18 protein-coding genes are annotated in these 17,481 nt (G+C 41.2%); 7 read left to right on the top strand and 11 right to left on the bottom strand.

Annotation, left to right across the window (positions count from 1 at the left end):
• Nucleotides 1-3 precede the first annotated feature (3 nt).
• Both pabC and mltG read left to right on the top strand, forming a co-directional pair.
• Nucleotides 4-843, top strand: coding sequence for an aminodeoxychorismate lyase (gene pabC, locus EXT48_RS09045; protein ID WP_130164253.1), 840 nt, complete (start codon nucleotides 4-6; stop codon nucleotides 841-843).
• A 5-nt stretch (nucleotides 844-848) separates the two neighbouring features.
• Nucleotides 849-1,820 (top strand): endolytic transglycosylase MltG, encoded by a 972-nt coding sequence (gene mltG, locus EXT48_RS09040; RefSeq protein ID WP_130164252.1) that lies wholly within the window; start codon nucleotides 849-851, stop codon nucleotides 1,818-1,820.
• A gap of 37 nt (nucleotides 1,821-1,857) precedes the next feature.
• Here mltG and EXT48_RS09035 read toward each other — a convergent pair whose 3' ends face one another.
• The 7 genes from EXT48_RS09035 to EXT48_RS09005 form a co-directional block, all read right to left on the bottom strand.
• Nucleotides 1,858-2,466 carry a MarC family protein gene (locus EXT48_RS09035; protein ID WP_130164251.1) on the bottom strand — a complete coding sequence of 203 codons (609 nt, stop codon included), beginning with the start codon at nucleotides 2,464-2,466 and terminating at the stop codon, nucleotides 1,858-1,860.
• A 273-nt stretch (nucleotides 2,467-2,739) separates the two neighbouring features.
• Nucleotides 2,740-3,123, bottom strand: coding sequence for a hypothetical protein (locus EXT48_RS09030; RefSeq protein ID WP_017219128.1), 384 nt, complete (start codon nucleotides 3,121-3,123; stop codon nucleotides 2,740-2,742).
• Nucleotides 3,124-3,222: 99 nt separating this feature from the next.
• Complete coding sequence (locus EXT48_RS09025; protein WP_010374031.1) at nucleotides 3,223-4,161, bottom strand: LysR family transcriptional regulator; 939 nt, start codon at nucleotides 4,159-4,161, stop codon at nucleotides 3,223-3,225.
• Between the two features lie 16 nt (nucleotides 4,162-4,177).
• The gene (gene aceK / locus EXT48_RS09020; RefSeq protein ID WP_130164250.1) at nucleotides 4,178-5,902 is read right to left on the bottom strand and encodes a bifunctional isocitrate dehydrogenase kinase/phosphatase; all 1,725 of its coding nucleotides are present in this window, start codon (nucleotides 5,900-5,902) and stop codon (nucleotides 4,178-4,180) included.
• Between the two features lie 162 nt (nucleotides 5,903-6,064).
• Nucleotides 6,065-6,541, bottom strand: coding sequence for a DUF4094 domain-containing protein (locus tag EXT48_RS09015; RefSeq protein ID WP_130164249.1), 477 nt, complete (start codon nucleotides 6,539-6,541; stop codon nucleotides 6,065-6,067).
• A gap of 65 nt (nucleotides 6,542-6,606) precedes the next feature.
• Nucleotides 6,607-8,127: a DUF3413 domain-containing protein gene (locus tag EXT48_RS09010; protein ID WP_130164248.1), complete on the bottom strand. Its 1,521-nt coding sequence runs from the start codon at nucleotides 8,125-8,127 to the stop codon at nucleotides 6,607-6,609.
• A gap of 4 nt (nucleotides 8,128-8,131) precedes the next feature.
• Nucleotides 8,132-8,344: a DUF1414 domain-containing protein gene (locus tag EXT48_RS09005; protein ID WP_010374035.1), complete on the bottom strand. Its 213-nt coding sequence runs from the start codon at nucleotides 8,342-8,344 to the stop codon at nucleotides 8,132-8,134.
• A gap of 65 nt (nucleotides 8,345-8,409) precedes the next feature.
• Here EXT48_RS09005 and yejK point away from each other — a divergent pair, with 65 nt between their 5' ends.
• The 3 genes from yejK to EXT48_RS08990 all read left to right on the top strand — a co-directional run bounded on the left by yejK (nucleotide 8,410) and on the right by EXT48_RS08990 (nucleotide 11,069).
• Complete coding sequence (gene yejK, locus EXT48_RS09000) at nucleotides 8,410-9,423, top strand: nucleoid-associated protein YejK (RefSeq protein ID WP_039497545.1); 1,014 nt, start codon at nucleotides 8,410-8,412, stop codon at nucleotides 9,421-9,423.
• A 154-nt stretch (nucleotides 9,424-9,577) separates the two neighbouring features.
• Nucleotides 9,578-10,654 carry a porin gene (locus EXT48_RS08995; protein WP_010604987.1) on the top strand — a complete coding sequence of 359 codons (1,077 nt, stop codon included), beginning with the start codon at nucleotides 9,578-9,580 and terminating at the stop codon, nucleotides 10,652-10,654.
• A gap of 10 nt (nucleotides 10,655-10,664) precedes the next feature.
• Nucleotides 10,665-11,069, top strand: coding sequence for a phosphate ABC transporter substrate-binding protein (locus tag EXT48_RS08990; protein WP_039497548.1), 405 nt, complete (start codon nucleotides 10,665-10,667; stop codon nucleotides 11,067-11,069).
• 36 nt (nucleotides 11,070-11,105) lie between these two features.
• On the opposite strand, the gene EXT48_RS08985 is transcribed toward EXT48_RS08990, so the two are convergent.
• Genes EXT48_RS08985 through EXT48_RS08975 form a run of 3 tightly spaced genes read right to left on the bottom strand, consistent with a single transcriptional unit; the run spans nucleotide 11,106 to nucleotide 14,377 of the window.
• Entirely contained in the window at nucleotides 11,106-12,146 is a 1,041-nt protein-coding gene (locus EXT48_RS08985; RefSeq protein WP_240703368.1) for a hypothetical protein, read from the bottom strand.
• Nucleotides 12,094-12,711 carry a penicillin-binding protein activator LpoB gene (locus EXT48_RS08980; RefSeq protein WP_017219134.1) on the bottom strand — a complete coding sequence of 206 codons (618 nt, stop codon included), beginning with the start codon at nucleotides 12,709-12,711 and terminating at the stop codon, nucleotides 12,094-12,096. Before EXT48_RS08980 ends, EXT48_RS08985 begins: the two co-directional genes overlap by 53 nt.
• A 4-nt stretch (nucleotides 12,712-12,715) precedes the next feature.
• The gene (locus tag EXT48_RS08975; protein WP_130164247.1) at nucleotides 12,716-14,377 is read right to left on the bottom strand and encodes a hypothetical protein; all 1,662 of its coding nucleotides are present in this window, start codon (nucleotides 14,375-14,377) and stop codon (nucleotides 12,716-12,718) included.
• Between the two features lie 176 nt (nucleotides 14,378-14,553).
• Here EXT48_RS08975 and EXT48_RS08970 point away from each other — a divergent pair, with 176 nt between their 5' ends.
• Entirely contained in the window at nucleotides 14,554-15,132 is a 579-nt protein-coding gene (locus EXT48_RS08970; RefSeq protein WP_039497557.1) for an LPP20 family lipoprotein, read from the top strand.
• A gap of 41 nt (nucleotides 15,133-15,173) precedes the next feature.
• Nucleotides 15,174-16,520, top strand: a complete 1,347-nt coding sequence (locus tag EXT48_RS08965) for a murein transglycosylase domain-containing protein (RefSeq protein WP_130164246.1) — start codon at nucleotides 15,174-15,176, stop codon at nucleotides 16,518-16,520.
• Here the strand turns inward: EXT48_RS08965 and EXT48_RS08960 are convergent.
• The gene (locus EXT48_RS08960; RefSeq protein WP_130164245.1) at nucleotides 16,515-17,411 is read right to left on the bottom strand and encodes a TIGR01777 family oxidoreductase; all 897 of its coding nucleotides are present in this window, start codon (nucleotides 17,409-17,411) and stop codon (nucleotides 16,515-16,517) included. The two genes, EXT48_RS08965 and EXT48_RS08960, sit on opposite strands and share 6 nt — an antisense overlap.
• Nucleotides 17,412-17,481 lie beyond the last annotated feature (70 nt).

The following is a 17,481-nucleotide window of genomic DNA, read 5'->3' as shown; positions in this document are numbered from 1 at the left end:
GTTATGATAAAAAAGCTCGGCATTGCCGAGTTTTTTTATGTTTTTGATACCCTTAAAAAGGAAAGTGATGTGGATAATCAACAGCTTTTTTCTAACACTGACAGAGGATTGGCCTATGGCGATGGCTTTTTTACCACTGCGTTAGTCCGTGATGGAAATGTTGATTTGTGGCCACTTCACAGAAACCGACTGGTGGAATGTCAGCAGCGCTTGGGCTTTCCTGAGTTACGACTAGACGAAATCGAGTTTTTGGTTCAAGAGCAAGTTAAAGATAAAGCGGAAGCGGTGCTAAAGATCCTTATCACTCGAGGGGAAGGAGGCCGTGGTTATCAAGCTCCTGAGACGCCACAGCTGAGTGTGAGTATTCAGGTATTACCTTTTCCTTCACACTATACAACTTGGCAGCAGAATGGGATTGAGGTCGCATTAAGCCGAGTTAAACTGGGTATTCAGCCGTTACTTGCTGGATTAAAGACACTGAATCGATTAGAACAAGTACTTATTAAACAAGATGCACTGACATTGGTTTGCGACGATGTCATTGTGACGGACATCAATGATAGGGTGATTGAAGCGTCAGCGGCAAATATCATCATGATTAAAGACAACACGCTGTATACACCAGATCTTAGTGGCTCAGGCATTAAAGGGGTGTTTTTAAGCGCACTTGAAAGTAAACACGATATTAGGATCAAAAATATTGCTTTTGACGAGTTAAAAGCAGCTGATGGTGTATTTATTTGTAATAGTTTAATGCAGTTGGTACCTGTAGTAAGAATTGAGAATAAACATTTCGATATCGCCGACTTACATGAATTGAAAAGGCGATTTTTAGGGAAGTAATATAAATGAAAAAACTGTTTATCATAGTCGCATTTTTGATAGCAGCAGCGTCATGGTGGTTATCTCAGCAAATAAATAAGGTTAAATTTGAACCACTTAATATCTCTGAGCCATTAGTTGAGATAAAGGCTGGGCAAACATTTAATCAGCTATGTCATCTATGGCAGCGTAGCGAGGCATTATCTAACTGCTTTCCTTATCAACTTTATAGTAAGTTAGAGCCTAAGTTATTCGCGTTACAAGCGGGCTTTTATGATCTTAAAGGGCTAACTGTGCTAGATGCCATCAGCAAAATTAGTCGCGGGGATCAACACAACTTTAGCTTTACAATCATTGAAGGGATGCCCATTTGGGAAGTCAAAAACAAGCTTCTCAGCGCCCCCTACTTAAGGCAAGACATTGATAAGCTCACAGCACAACTGAATATATCGCAAAGTTCAGCTGAAGGATGGTTGTACCCCGATACATACCACTATCATGGAAATGACTCAGCGCTACGCTTACTTAAACGTGCTCATACCAAAATGCAGAGTGTGCTTGAAAAGGAATGGCAAAATAGAATGCCAGACCTTCCTTTAAACACGCCTTATGAAGCCTTGATCTTGGCTTCGATTATTGAGAAAGAAACGGGCGTAGTTGCAGAAAGAGATAAAGTAGCCTCCGTTTTTATCAATCGCTTACGTAAAGGTATGCGTTTACAGACAGATCCAACCATTATTTATGGTATTGGTGAGCACTTTGATGGTGACATTAAACGTGAAGATATCCGTGAAAAGACGCCATATAACACTTATCGAATTGATGGCTTGCCACCGACACCCATTGCAATGCCGTCTCGTGCTGCTATCCATGCGGCACTTAATCCAGCAACAACCGAATACTTTTACTTTGTTGCGTCAGGAGATGGTGGACATCACTTTTCGAAAACACTGACTGAGCATAATAAAGCGGTGAAGAAATTTATTTTGAAACAATGACATCGAAAGAGAGGGCTCACCCTCTCGTTACTCTCTATTACAACATAAAATATTCTTTAATACCCGCCAATACACTAGATACCGCAACGGAAGCTAAAATAAGTCCCATTACTCGGCTGACGATACTTGCGCCACTATCACCAATCCATTGGTGAATTTTTGTCGCAACCAGTAAAAATAGCAACACGATAGCCAATACGCTGAGCATAATCATCGAGGTTTGGAGTTGTTCAAATACATTGTTTTCGCTGTTTTTAGTCAGCAAAACGGCTGCCAACATTGCCCCTGGGCTTGCGATAGAAGGCATTGCTAAAGGGAAAATAGCGGTATCGGATGCTTTACTGTCTAACTTAAGCTCTTCACTTGGCTTACCCTCGCCAAAAATCATTGTCATGGCAAAGATGAACAGTACGATGCCTCCGGCAATCGCGAATGCAGGTAGGGGAATACCAATCGCGTTTAAAATGATTTCGCCCGCAATAATAAAAAACAGCAACACAATGGCTGCAACCAGTGTGGCTTTAAACGCTATTTTTCGTTTCGTCGCAATATCAAAGCCAGTGGTGGTTGCGATAAATACCGGTATAGTGCCAATGGGGTCGATGACCGCAAAGAAAAAAATGAACGTTGAGATATAGTGTTCCATAGTTCCCTATTATGAAATAAAGGTTGTTCACAAATTATACCAGTTGTATTAAGTAAATGATCTATCTTGAAGCGGGGAAATAGCTTTAGTAGCAAGGCAAAAATTTTGCTATTTAGTTGTTCTAAATGAGAAATTTTTAACGAAGCTAATATGCTATTTCACCCTTCAAATTGATTAGAGAATTAATTCAATTGGTATTACTTATGGTTGGCCATTTGTTATTGACCAACGGCAAATAATATCACTGATATCATGACTTTGTTCTGAATATTCTTAATTATTTTTTGGATTTACAGTATGTACCCAAGCCACTGCGTCGTTGTAGTTCTCGAAGTTCTTAATCGTTAAGCCGTGCTTGTCAGCAAATGCTTCAATTAATCCACTTTTGGTGTCTGAGGGGGAGATAACTCGGGCAAGAGTAATCCCATCGACAAATTGATTGAGTTTTTGTAAAACGGTTAGCACGCTTGGATAGTCGTAGGTAATATGTAATTGAGAGACGTCGATAACTAAACTTTTTAGCTGATTCGATTTAAGTGCAAGTCCTAAATTTTTGTACATCTCGATAATATTGGCTTCCACGCATTCCCCGTATGCGGCTGCGTGGATAAGTTTCTCTTTACTATCAACCGTTGCTCTATAAGAGAATTTCGCCATGCTCTATTGCACCTTTTATGCATATAGATAAAAGGATAGTTCAATTAGCTGGCGATACCAATTTCAAAAGGCGCACCTAAGCAAAGCTTATTTATATCGCTATGCTAGCTCTTCAGCTACCTCAGCAATTTTTTGTCTCAACCAAATGTGGCTCGCATCGCGGTGTAATAGCGGGCTCCAAATCATATCTAACTCAAACGGCGGAATAGGGAATGGCGGTTCCAGAACCGCTAAGGTCGGATCATCACGATAGATATTCGCGGCTTTTGACGGCAATGTTGCGATTAAATTCTGCTCTTTTGCTAAGTGAATTGCAACGTGATAATTACGTGTAAAAGTTGCGATGTTTCTGTGTTTTCCAAAGTGTGCAAGCGCCTCGTCAACCCAGCCAAGCTTCTGTACATCAGCGGGATCCATTCCAACCCCAACACCAAATCCGGTTTTACTTACCCAAATATGGCGAGATTTTAAATAGGCATCAAGCGTAAAGTTGGTAATAACCGGGTTATCGGATTTCACCAGACAGCAAAAACTATCCTTCCAAATTCGTTTGTGGTGAAACGATTGAGGTAGATTTTCGAAGCGGTTAATTGCCATGTCTACCTTGCCATTTTCTACATCATGAAAAGTAACATCACTCGGCGTGAGAATATCAAGGGTTGTATCTGGGGCTTCTTCATGAAGTTTAGTTAGAAGTTTCGGCGCAAGCGTACTTGCAGCATAATCGCTGGCCATAATCCTAAATACTCGATTACTACTCGCTGCTTCAAACTCCCTGTTAGGGGCTAAGGTTTCTTCCAAAGTCATGAGTATGCCACGGATCACAGGCTGCAGCTCAAGCGCGCGCTCTGTTGGCACCATGCCTTCGCTGGTACGTACCAAAATAGGGTCGTTAAAGAGGTTTCTGAGACGCTTAAGACCGTTACTCATTGCCGGTTGGGTAATACTTAATTGATTTGCGGCACGTGTTACATTGCACTCTCGAAGTAAGGTATCGAGGTAAACCAGCAGGTTAAGGTCAATTTTACTAATGTTCACTCAGTTTTCCTTTGTATTATTCTTCTTTTTTGGCATCTTGGAGAAAGCGATTTTCATGTGGATAAGGGTAAATATGTCTTACGACTTTCTCACGAATATCTCGTTGTGCTTGCTGCCAAAACAACACCTCAGCCAAATCAGCATGATGGCGCAGAAACATTTCCTTTAGTGTAGGATTTGTCAGAACAAATGTACACAACTGTTCAGGAAAGACGTCTTGTGGTGCACTGGAAATATCGCCAGAGTCGTACATATTATCAAGTCCTTGTTTTGGCAGCGCTCTAAAGTTCATTTCTGTGAGATATTGCACCTCATCATAGTCATAGAAGATAACTCTATGATGTTTACTTACGCCAAAGTTTTTTAACAGCATGTCTCCTGGAAAAATGTTTACAGCGAGCATTTCTTTGAGCGCATAGCCATAATCTCTAATGACTTGCTCGCACGTTTCTTCATCGGCTTGCTGTACAAAGAGGTTGAGCGGTGTCATGCGGCGCTCAATATACAAGTGCTTTATCACCATATTATCCCCCTCAATACGTATACTTTGAGAGATAGAATCGAGCAATAGCTGATAAAGGGCTGGTGAAATACGTGCAAGTGGGATCACTACATCGGAATATTCAATTGTATCTGCCATTCTACCCACACGATCGTGGCGCTTTACGAGTTGGTAGCGCTCTAAAACGGTTGTCTTTGTAAATGGCTTACTTTCTGGAAATTGGTCACGGATCACTTTAAAAACATAGGGAAAGCTTGGCAGAGTGAATACCATCATCACCATACCCGGTGTACCTGGTGCGACTTCAAATTGTTCTTCGGAATTAGCTAAGTGGTGTAAAAACTCACGATAAAATTCGGTTTTCCCCTGCTTATGAAAGCCGATGGCGTTATAAAGCTCAGCCTTTGTTTTATTTGGCATAAGTTGATTTAAAAACTTAACTAGCGCAGATGGAGCATGGGTCTCTACTAAAAAGTAAGCACGTGCAAAACCAAAAATCACCCGCATTTGTGAGCTATTGGTAAGCAGCGCATCAATCAGTAAGCCCCCTGTTTGTGCATGTAACACTGAAATGATAAACGGCTGTACACCAGATTTAGATACCACTCGGCCGACAATATAGGCACCTTTATTACGATAGAAAGGTGCGCTGAGGATATCGAAGCGCATTAAATGCGCCTGATGATGCGTGTTGGGTGCTTGTTTAAGAAACGCCTTAACGAGTAGTCGAATATCTCTATCTAAATCTTCAAACTCACAATGGAAGTCGATATGTTCAATGATTCTTTTTATGGTGGGCTTAAGGCCACTGACGACTGGAAAATAACTTCGATACTCAGCTTCTACAGGGAGTGATGTGGCGTTAGCAAGCTGGGTTTCAACAAAAATGAAATCGCTATTGTAATATCGGCGGTGAAAGAGACGACAAAAAACTGAATTATAGAAAGTTTCAGCAAGCTCTGGTTGAGGGTGAAAGGTAAGACGCTCAAGGTAAGCCTGTTTTACTTGATACCATAGCGATTCATCCAGTTGCGTCGAGCCATAGAGTTGTATTAACTTCTGTGCGGTTTCATCAACTTTGCTATCGTATTGGCTGATCCTCGCTTTACTTATTCGCTCTATCTCTCCCCAATTTTGAGCAGCAAAAGCGATGGGTGCCAGTTTGGTAATTTTTACAAATGCGTGATAGTGGTTTTGAAAACCTGATAAAATTCGCTCTGCTAACTGCTGTGCTTGCATCTACATCCCTCATAAATTATCCACGCGTAGTGGTTTCACTTTACAAGGTAATGTGCGAAAAGTCATCTGGTAATACCAGTCAAGGCATTTGCATAACTATAGCGAATGCTCATTGACCAAGTGTGATTCTCAAAAAGCAATCAATGTAAATGAGCGGCTATATCACTCATATTCTTTGAGTTGCTTTTCTAATTTTGAAATCTCTTTCTCTAGGCTTTTAATTGCTTTAGCATGTGCCTTATTAATGGCCTTTATTTCCTTTTTAACTTGCCTTACAACCTTTTTACGCCTGTCTTCATTCATCAGCTTAGTTAATTTATCCTGTTGCTCTCTAACCGCGGTATCTCTTTTGCGATTGAGCACGGCTTTTTCATGGTGTTTGGCTCTGAGCGCACGCTTTGTCCTTTTCGCAATTTGGTTACGTTCCAAATTGTTTAACGTTTTATAGTGCTGCTCAGAGGGAGCCGAGGCTTTAGGATCGGATGTAGTTATTGTATGCTGAGTCGCATTGGCCGAGCAGGGAAATTGGCTAAAAACGATGCCTCTGTCGGTCGTGCATTTGAAGTATTTTACCGTTGTTGTGGCGAAACAATGAGTAGAGACAAAAATCAGTACAAATAGTTTTAGATATAATTGCATGTGGCATCCTTGCTGTAACAGTTAATATCTACTTAACCATAGATGACATCCCACTTTGTTCAAGGTTATTGCGCTTCAGGGGCCGTGAATTTTTTTAATGTCTTAATACTTTGTATTAAAAATGGAATATCTAGATTACCGTTTAACACAAAGCCTTCCTTTGCTGACATCTGCTTGAAGCTACCATCTTGATTGACTAAGGTGATTTTGTCTTTTTTGAAGGCAACTAAGACACCTTGCGTAAAGTTGACGCCTTCTGCATGAGAGCGAGTTTTAATGTTCGATGCCAGCATACTTTGTTGAGCAAGGGGGTCGCAGCCTAGATAAGAGCTTAATAGGGTGTAGGTGATGTCATTGGGCTGCACAAGACCAGAAGCCTGAGCAAACAGCTCAATGTTCGTTACCGCAGAACTGGTTAATACCGTCGCTTGCTGTGCACTAATATCAATTGCCACGAACGGCTTTGAACTATCAATGTCAATTTTGTCACTTACTTCAATGATTGTTAATTTACTTGCTTGATGAGAAGGAACAAAAGAGAACTCGCCGTTAGCATCAACACTCATTAAGTCATTATTAATTGACCATACCGGAACTTGCTGCTGTAGCAGAACAGACTCTTTATAATAACTCGGTAGACCGTATATCAGGCTGAATAACGCATCGCTGCTATTTCCTGCGCGTAAAACAGAATCCATTCGGAACACGTTATTTTTACCGTTGCTCTGAAGTGCTGTTGCTGTTTTTTGGAACAGCGCCTCATCTGTGTAAGCATAAACGTTGATAGGTTGCTCTGTGGTATCTTTCTTTTCTTTGCATACCGCCGAAATTACAGGGGCTTTGTATTTTGAATGCGTATCACCAATGCTTAGTGAGTGCGCTTCTTCATACTGCTCGATATCAAGTAAATCATGTCTGGCAAGTAAGCTCTTTGCGGTTGTAGGATAAGAGAGGGGTAATACATTATCTTGCTTAGTGATATCGAAAAAGGCATTCGCATCAGCCCAAATATGCAAGCTGTGACTGAGCGCAAAGCAGGTAACAATGGTGCCAGTAGCATAGCGAGGGAATTTATAGGATTTAAGCTCGGCCAAATGACGCCAAGCATAATTGCCTGCGAGTAGTTCAAAAGTGAGCACCAGTCCAAGCATTGCAATGGTAATGATGAGATTAACTAGGGATGATCCGACTAAGGTTTCCCACAATAAAACAAAAATATCGGAAAGCGAAGCTGGGTTTATATGGTAGCCAAGTTGTAAGTAAACAAAGGCATCTACTGTTAGTACAACAATACCAACCGAGGCAATAATTGCAGCCATCCCGCGAATATGTCGCGGGTAAGGGAATATTAAACTAAGCGGAAAGATAGTTAATACAAACGCACAAAAAGTGATAAAGCTGGTATGGCTTATCCACGTGATCAGCATATAAAACCAACCGACAAAGGTACTTGGCGCTTTGTCGGCGAACAAATAAACTGAGCTAATCAATAAAACCAAGCCAATGTTAGCAAAGGTAAACCAGTGTCCCCAGCTGAGTAATTGACTTGCTTTTGATGAAAAAGGGCTGTGCGGTGTAAGATTCATTCCGTTACTTTACTGATTGTGTAAGTGCTTTGGCAAAATTTTCGGCAACAGATTGTCTCTTACTCTCTGGAACATGTTCTTTTAGAATGTGCGTGATAGAATTACCCAAACACATTAAGCTGAGATCAACTGGTGCGTTTTGCGAGCTTAATACATTAACTAATTGGTCAACAATTTCTTCTACTTGTTTATTGGAATACTTTGATTGGATAGGCATCAGTTGGTTCAATTTATAAAAGCAATAATTTTTACATTTTAACATTAGAGGCGTGAAAAACAAAGATGAGCGTTGAGGTAAAAAAACTAGTTGTTCACTATGTAGACAAACAAGACGAAGATACCGAAATACATCTACGTGACGATGAAATGCAAATCAATGACAAAGTTAATGTTTTCATTGAACAATTGCATCATGCCTACAATGGCAAACCGGGTAAAGGGTTCTGTGCTTTTAGCGGCGAAAAAAGCAGTGTGGTCGCGTCTGCGATGCAGAGTTATAGAAATAATGAGCTTAACTTTTGGAATTTAACCCAAGAAGCAACCAATGTGCTTAAAGAAGAGCTTAATAAGTATGCATTTCATGAAACTGGGTATTTAGTGTTTTGTCATTATCAGTATGTTGCCAGCAATTTTATTATGATTGCACTGATTAATATTAAAGAGCATTACACGATTACCTCAGACCTAGACTTATCCGCAGCAAAACACTTAGATATTTCACGTATGCAATTGGCTGCTAGAATCGATTTAGATGCTTGGGATACAGCCGCAGAAGAAAACCGTTATATTTCCTTCATTAAGGGGCGAGCTGGTCGAAAGGTTGCTGATTTCTTTTTAGATTTTCTTGGTTGTGAAGAGGGGATCGATCCAAAGCAGCAATCGCAAACTATGTTACACGCGGTTGAGGATTATTTGTCGACACAGCAATTTGAAAAGTCTGAAAAAGACGACATCCGCAAGGAAATTTTTGATTACTGTAACGACTGTGTTTCAAGCGGCGAGGATGCAGATGTTAACACACTGTCCGAGACGCTTTCTAAGTCTTCAGACGTAAAGTTTGAAGACTTTTATAAAGAGCAGGGCTATGAGCTGGAAGAAAGCTTTCCTGTCGATAAAAAGACAGTCACGAGTATGGTGAAATTTTCTGGGCTTGGCGGTGGAGTAAGCGTTGGCTTTGAACGTAAGCATTTGGGTGAGCGGGTTATTTATGATGCTGCGACTGATACGCTTACGATTAAAGGTGTACCGCCAAACTTGAAGGACCAAATTGAACGTTATTATAACGACGAATCTTAATTGTTAAAAAGCAGCGTAAGCTGCTTTTTTGTTCCTATTTCATCCCTTTTTCTGCAAATATTTTTATCAATTTGCTGCTTTTGCTAGCATTTTTTTAAATTTAACTATACTTGCAATGTAGTACTTGTAGAACAAGCAATTGGGATGAATCACAATGAAGATGAAACTAGCTTTAGGTTGTACCCTTTGCCTTGCCTGTTTTTCAGGGCATGCAGAGGTTAACTTTTCCGGATTTGCAAGTATCAATGCTGGTAAGGTGTTGAGCGGAAGTGGTGTTCCACAATTCGGAATAAACGATCCAATATTTCTCGCCGATTATCCTATCGTCAGTGTTTACGACGAGGATATCTCATTTGAACCTGAAACATTGATGGGCCTTCAATTTAGTGCTGATCTAACCGAAGGTTTAAGCGTTACTGGTCAGATTGTTGCGCGCGGCGCAGACGATTTTGATGCAAAGTTTGAGTGGGCTTATTTGTCCTATGAGATTAATGAGAATTGGACGTTCCAAGCAGGTAAAAAGCGCTTACCGCTATTTTATTATTCCGACTTTTATGATGTGGGTTATGCCTATATTTGGATGCGTGCACCCGCGGACAACTACACCTGGCAAATCTTTAATTATAATGGCATCAATATGCTCTACAGCGGCAGTATAGGCGACTGGTCATTAAGCGGGAATATTTACGCTGGTAAAGAAGACGATGATGACAATAAGCTGTTGAGCGAGTTTTTCTTTCAAGAGCCAACTAGAGAAATCTGGAAAGACATCCTAGGCGGCGTAATTCAAACCAGTAATGATTGGCTTGAAGTGCGTTTAACCCACATGCGTTACACCAACCAGCGGTATCGCTCTGGAGAGCCCGTCTTATGGGAGGGGAGTGATGAGCGAGATGGTAAGTTTTATGGTTTAGCAGTAAATGCAGACTGGGGAAATTTCTTTATTTTATCTGAGCTAAATCGGTTGGACTTAGACGGCAATCTAGACACCAAGATGCTGACACTGGGCTATCGCTTTGACAATATCACGCCATTCGTATCTTACGCAGATTTTGAAGGCGAGGGCGACGATGCTGAAAGCCATGAAACCACTTCGTTTGGAGTACGTTGGGATTTCCATTCTTCCGCCGCTTTCAAGATCCAGTATGATGAGGTAGAGGATAACTCCGTTGGTTTAGCGGTCGCAGGTGATAGTAAAGCCATTACAATTGGCATCGACATGGTATTTTAAGGAGAGAAGCATGAAAAAATTATTTTTACTTACTCTACTTTGCAGCGCTTATAGTTGCCTAGCCGTGGATGTCATTGTCAATCCTGCCAATACTTCTACACTGGATGAGAACGAAATTAAGCAAATTTTTATTGGTAAATCAAAGTCATTCTCCGATGGCTCTAAAGCACTTCCGATAACACAGGCTGATGGCTCGACGGTAACCGATGAGTTTAATGAAAAGGTACTTAATAAGTCATCAAGCCAACTTAAAGCTTATTGGTCAAAATTAGTATTTACTGGAAAAGGGACGCCACCAAAAGAAGCCGCCGATGATGCTGAGGTACTTAAACTCGTTGCGAGTAACCCTAACCTAATTGGGTTTGTGTCTTCGGGAGCTGCAGATAGCAGCGTTAAAGTGGTGAAATCATTCTAGGAAGGGATAAGTAAGGCCCTATTAAAGGGCCTTACTTCAGATTTTGCTATCAATGATTAACATCGTCAGCTTTTTGCTTAGCATTTTTGCTGACTTTTCTTCAGCATTAGACTTAGCCATGTTCTCAAAACTAGACGCTGCTTTTATTTGTGCAGAAACATGCGCCTTTTCTTTATCGTTTTCCATGAGTGTTAAACTCGAGTTGGCAAAAACATAATAAGTGCTGTTTTTCTTTACATCTTCGAAATCTACGCGAAAGTCAATTTGAAAGTCTGCACTTTGTTTTTCACCCACAACAGTAAGACCTTGCTTAGTCAAGCTTTCGGCTAACTGGTTGCGGATAGACTCCTGTCCCCAAAACTTTGATGAAATACTAAAAGTTAATGACTGAATAAAATCATTCAGCATTTTGCTTTTGTTGCTCACTGAGGTTGGTATGGCAATGCTGCCGCCACCTAATTGCCTGTGATATTCGTTTGCTTTGCGTCTTTTAGCAATTAGTCGTTTAATTGCCATCGCTTCTTTTAATTTTTCTGAATTGGTTAGTGCCGAAATGGTCGCGTTACTGATCTCCTCGTCAAGTTGCCTAATATCAAGCTCAGCGTGCATCCTCGACTCAATCTTGTTAAATGAGGCAAGGGCATAGGCCGTTTTTTGCTCCGAGGAGTAAAACTCCTGCTCAATATTGATCCCCTGTAATTGTATGCTTGGAACTCGAGAATATAAAATCTCATCCACTCGATACGAAAAATCGCCATTAGCCTGACTTTGAGCAACTTGTGTCGTTCCTTCAATTTCCACATTTACCTGTTTGGCAATCGCCAATCTAGCTGCTTCTTGGGCGGCAAGTTTGGCTTCCGTCCTATCTACAATATGACTCGCTGAACCAACGCCATACACTAGATAATCGGAACTCGGTTGCTGCGTAGCCCAAGTGGGTAAGCTTTCTTCCTTTGCAACCGCCTGCTTGGTAGATTGACAGGCAGATAAACTAAGTAGAATACACAGAGGTAACGCTAGACGTTTAGAAACCATACCCGCTGCGCTCTTGAAGTTTTTGAATTTTCTTCTGTCCATTCCACACCTCTCGGTTAGTCGTCATGTCTATTAATCGAAGATCTACTTGGTAGAAAGTGACCCGACTACCACCTTGTTCGTCAACAAATGAGTTAATCGTGCCGGATAGTGCATAATCAGCACCTTGCTCTTGGCCGATCTCATTACGAGTTTCGAGGCTTGAATTAAGCTCTTGGTCTCGTCTTTCCTCACGAATTTCATCGCGTACATAGCGGTTTGCGACGAAGTCAGCTTGCCCGCTTCGCAATATGGCGCGCTTGAGGTCATTCAAAAAGGTGTCAACTGCAATATGCTGATGCGACTTATTACGAACAGATTGGATAATGATAGCGGGTCGAGTACCTTCTTTGGCACGGTGTTCGCGTACCCAAGGGAAGCCGAGCATATCGCTTATCATTGCTTCAGCAACTAACTGAGAGTCTTTGGCATTCCATTTATCTGAAAGCGCTATTTCTTCATTGGTGTCCACGCGACTCACTTTGGTTGTTGAAGAACAACCCGTCATCGCTGCGCTAGACGCGATGAGCATTGGGACAACTAATTTAACTGCAAATTTAGGCTTCATGTATTCAGTCCATGTTAGTTAAAGATGATAAATAATTTTGTTGTTCTGGTTCAGCTACACCGGTGAAGGTGCGAATGTGGCTAAGCAACGGTGCTGTTTGATTCAGCGGTATATCCTGTTTAATCACTCTGCCAGTCCTTAATTGGGTTTGCAATTGCAGGTGAGTGGTATTTTCGGGTAATTTCACTCGAGCCACTCTAATTTCACCTGGTAAAGATTGCCATTGTCTAGTATCTGCCGCTGCTGTAATGGCGTTGGTGACAGATGATGTTAGCTGAGCAAGCCCTGCCAACAGCGAGTTCTGCTGGATGCCAACTTGCTTTATAGCTTTACTTGCTGTGACTGCTTTTAACACTTCTCGAGAAATAGCGGTGTAAATTTCCATATTGGCATTACCTAGCGCGTCATACAGTGTGAGTAAGTTTACCGAATAAAAGGGGTGTAATTCTGTAAGTTTTTGTCCGTTAGCGAAAAGCGCAACATGTTGGATATCGTTTTTATGGGGTTGTAAGTAAGTAACGGAGATTCTACTGCCATACTTGAGTGCATCAATCACCCCTTCGTCTACGGCTTTTTGCCATAATTTATCACCGAGAGGTAAGCGTTTTGTGACAGTGCCTAATACAACATCACTAAAGTCGCCTGTTGCATAGTTTTGAATGAGATCAAACAAACTGGTATCAGCAAACATTAAATTAAACCATGCGAACTGGGCTTGGCGTTCTTCTTTTGTCCCCCAATAAATCGGCGTAATCACTATCGCTTGTGCCTCTTCATCAGGTCTAAGATAAAGGTTAAACTCTTTGCGCTGCGGTGATACACCTAAGCTTTGAACTAATGTGAAGTAGTTTTCTTCCTTGTCTGCAACCATTCTGTTGAGATCTTGCTGTGCTTGTTGGCCTGCATATTGACCTAGTTTGTATTGTTTACTAAAGCCATTTTTGTATGCGCTCACCGCTCGCTCATATTGGATCCGAGCACTATCTAGCTCGCCTTGTTGTTCATATAAAACGCCACTTAAATACTGTGCAAATGCATCATCTTTATACTCAAGTTCACCGCTGATAAATGGTTGATTAAAAATAGCTTTAAAAATTTGCTCAATATCACTTCCTGCTTTTTGTTGATTTACGTAGCCTCCGGTTTGTTGCTGTAATTGAGATAGGTATAAGTCCAGTTGGCGCATTTCTGTCAGTGCAGAGTCATACAAAGCAACACGGTTTACCTTCGAGGCGTTTGCCAACGACACATAATTAAGCGCCATTAATGTATGGATCATGGGTTTATGAAAAGCGCGACCAGTATATTTTTTGTAACTTGCGCCAGTAAAAGTAGAAAAAAGCTGGTCGCTGATGCTGACAGTGTAGGCAGCTTCAATGATTTCCTTTGCGTGAGAAAGGTGTTGATTACTTAATTCATAATGGTGTTGTAAATGCGCTAACATACCTGATTCAAGATAATACAATAGCTCGTCACGAGATGAGTTTTTATAGGCATAGTCAATACGCTGTTGGGCTGAGATAAAATCTCCTTGCTCCGCGTATTCTATGGCCTGCTTGTTAGCTTTAGGGGTCAAGTTACAGCCGCTCAGCATCAAGCAACCTGTAAAGATCAAGAGTTTTATCATGAAGTTATATAAATCAATTTGGAATCGCATTCCTTGCATACTTGTTCTTATAATGGCAGTGTTGTTGTGTTCAATCATATAACAATAAATTAAATAGTAAAAAATTGAATTGAAAGTGCTAAATTGTTAAAAATCGTTTTTACAATTTATTACTGTTAATCAATGATTTTTTTGATAAATTTTATTCCGTAATCAGGGCAATTAAGGAACCCAACATGAAAGCAAAACAACTACTTATATCAGTGGCCGTTATAGGGATACTATCGGCTTGTAGTTCAAGTAAAGACGATGCGGCTTCAAGTCCAAGAGTTAATATTCCAGAGTGGGTTCTCAATCCAACAATCGAAGATGGTATAGCGGCCGCAGATTGTGTGAAATACTCGGGCAATATTTCAATCGATCAAAAAATGGCGGTTGCAAATGCACGTCTTGCTCTTGCTCAACAGATTGAAACACGCATCGAAGGCCTTGATAAGACATTCGCGAACCGTACAGATGCAAACGAGGACACAACGGTAGGCGCAACCTTTAGCTCTGTATCCAAACAACTTACTAAACAAACATTAAATGGCTCCCGTATCGTTAAGGCCGATGTTATCGATATTTCTGGTAAAGACTATTTCTGTGCATTGACGACGTTATCACCTGATCAGACTAAAGAGCTTTTCAAAGATTTGATCAAAGAAAGTAAGCGCAGTGTAAACCCTCAGGATGAAAAGTTTTTATATCAAGAGTTTAAAGCTTACAAAGCAGAAAAAGATCTTGAGAAGGAAATTGCAAGGCTAACTAATTAAAGCGTGAGTTTCACGCTTTAATTTTTTGAAAGGAACGCTCTATGCGCAAATCGGTATACTCATTTTTAGTCATGGCGTTAAGTGCCATTCCAAGTGCAGTGGCGAGTCAAGCCCAGCTTTTTGAAGAGCTGTCAGAGAAAATGTCACGTTGGCAAACCTCCGAGCCTAGTGATGAAGAGCTGAGCGAGTTTGAGCAATATAAACGCCAACAATTAAGTGAGTTTGCTGATTATGTCGAAGAGCATTTTGAAGAGTACGATGCCTTTCGTGATAACGTGATCCAACAGTGGGGAGATATAACGGTTTCTGATCAAGCCGCATTTGTCACCTACAGTGATGATTTATCATCCAGAATGGTTGTCGACTTTGAAGCCAATGAGCTGGTCGTAAGCATTAGGCATGCGGCAGATGAAAAGGTATCGCAGGCTCAACTTCAAGCCCTATATAAAGAATTTATCGCGAAAGACCGTGCAGTAATTGATGTATTTAATGCTGATACGCTCGCGATAAACCAAAGTGAAACAACAAAACGTGAAGTGGATAACGCTGCTCGTGCAAAAGCATTGATCGCAGCGAAAAAGCAAATAGATAGCCAATTTGAACAACAGCAACGTTATATAGAACGCCAGACAGATGAGGCCATCATTGACGGCGAAGATACAAAATTAGCAGAGGCCCAACAACAAGCGCAACAGAAAAAGCTTGAACTGTTAAAGCAAAAACGTCTTAAAAAGCTATTAGAAACTGCAAGTAATACCGGTAAAAGTGAAGCAACAGTCGTATCTGAAATCGTGCTTAAGCTTCCCAAACAGACTGAACTTTCCAAGCATCGAGCAGAACGTTATGTTAGCCAAGTGAATGCACAAGCGAAGCGCTTTGACATTGAGCCAAGTTTAATTTTTGCTGTTATGCACACCGAAAGCCACTTTAACCCAATGGCAAAGTCACATATTCCTGCGTTTGGTTTGATGCAGATAGTACCGACGAGTGCGGGTGTTGATGTGAATCGTATGTTGTACAATCGCGATGAACCGATGTCGGCGCCTTATTTATATGTGACGGACAATAATATTGAAGCGGGGACCGCTTACCTGAATATTCTCGATAAACGCTACCTGAGTAAAATACAGAATCCAATTAGTCGTAAGTATTGCATCATTGCGGCTTACAATACGGGTGCTGGCAATGTTGCCCGTGTGTTTAATGCTGATGACTCAAGATCAATCATAAAAGCGGCAAAGATCATTAATTCACTCTCACCAGAAAACGTACTAGCGGCGCTAGACAAAAGTTTACCTTATGATGAAACCAAACATTATCTGGACAAAGTCTTAACGCGAGAAAAGCTCTATATAGCGCCAGAAGAAGGTATTGCACAAAAGTTATAAGTTAAGCGCGCTCAAGGCACCTTCAATGTGATCGTGGCGGAATCGATAACCTGCATCGAGAAGTTTTTTTGGTACGACGCATTGGCCGTACAATAGCAATTCTGACATTTCACCATATGCCAATTTGAGGACAAACGGTGGTACGGTAAATAGGCAAGGGCGTGAGATAGCGCGTGCTAAGGCTTGAGAAAATTGCTTATTTGATAACGGGTTAGGGGCTGTAGCATTAACAACACCGCAGAGCTCGTCATGTTTAAGGATATACAGTATCGCCTGAATCATATCGTCGATATGGATCCAAGACATTATTTGTCTTCCTGAACCAATCGGACCGCCAACGCCAAATTGAAAGGGTGGCAACATCTTTGCCAAAGCGCCCCCAGATTTTGAAAGCACAATGCCTGTTCTTAATATGCAGACTCTAGTATGGCTTGACTCGGCTCTAAAGGCGGTATCTTCCCAATCTTTGCACAGCCTATGAGAGAATTCATCATGGTAATCCTTGAAATCTTCAGTGATGGTCAAGTTATCCGGTTGGCGTCCATAAAAACCTATTGCACTACCTGAAATAAACACCTTGGGCGTTGACGTCGCAGTATTTATCGCTGCAACGATTTGCTCAGTGATTTTTATCCGGCTATTGTAGATCTCTTGTTTTTTCTCTTTGCTCCACCGGCCATTGGCGATTGGTTCACCCGCAAGATTAATGACCGCATCAAGCTCATTAAAGTCGACATCATCAGTATCAGTAACGCAGCTAACCCCACTTGGTAATAGGTTTGCAGCTTTTGAAGGCGAACGGCTCAATACAATCAGATTATGTTTGTGTACTAAAAATTGGCATAACTTTTTACCAATTAATCCAGTTGCGCCTGTTATGAATATATTCATGCTCAATACTCTTTATTGTAATCAAATAAACCTACGTTTTAGCAAGGAGTTAGATCACTCATTTTCATTA

It is taken from the genome of Pseudoalteromonas sp. CO348 (assembly GCF_004208845.1).
GTDB lineage: Bacteria > Pseudomonadota > Gammaproteobacteria > Enterobacterales > Alteromonadaceae > Pseudoalteromonas > Pseudoalteromonas maricaloris.
This window is presented reverse-complemented; position numbering and strand designations above follow the sequence as displayed.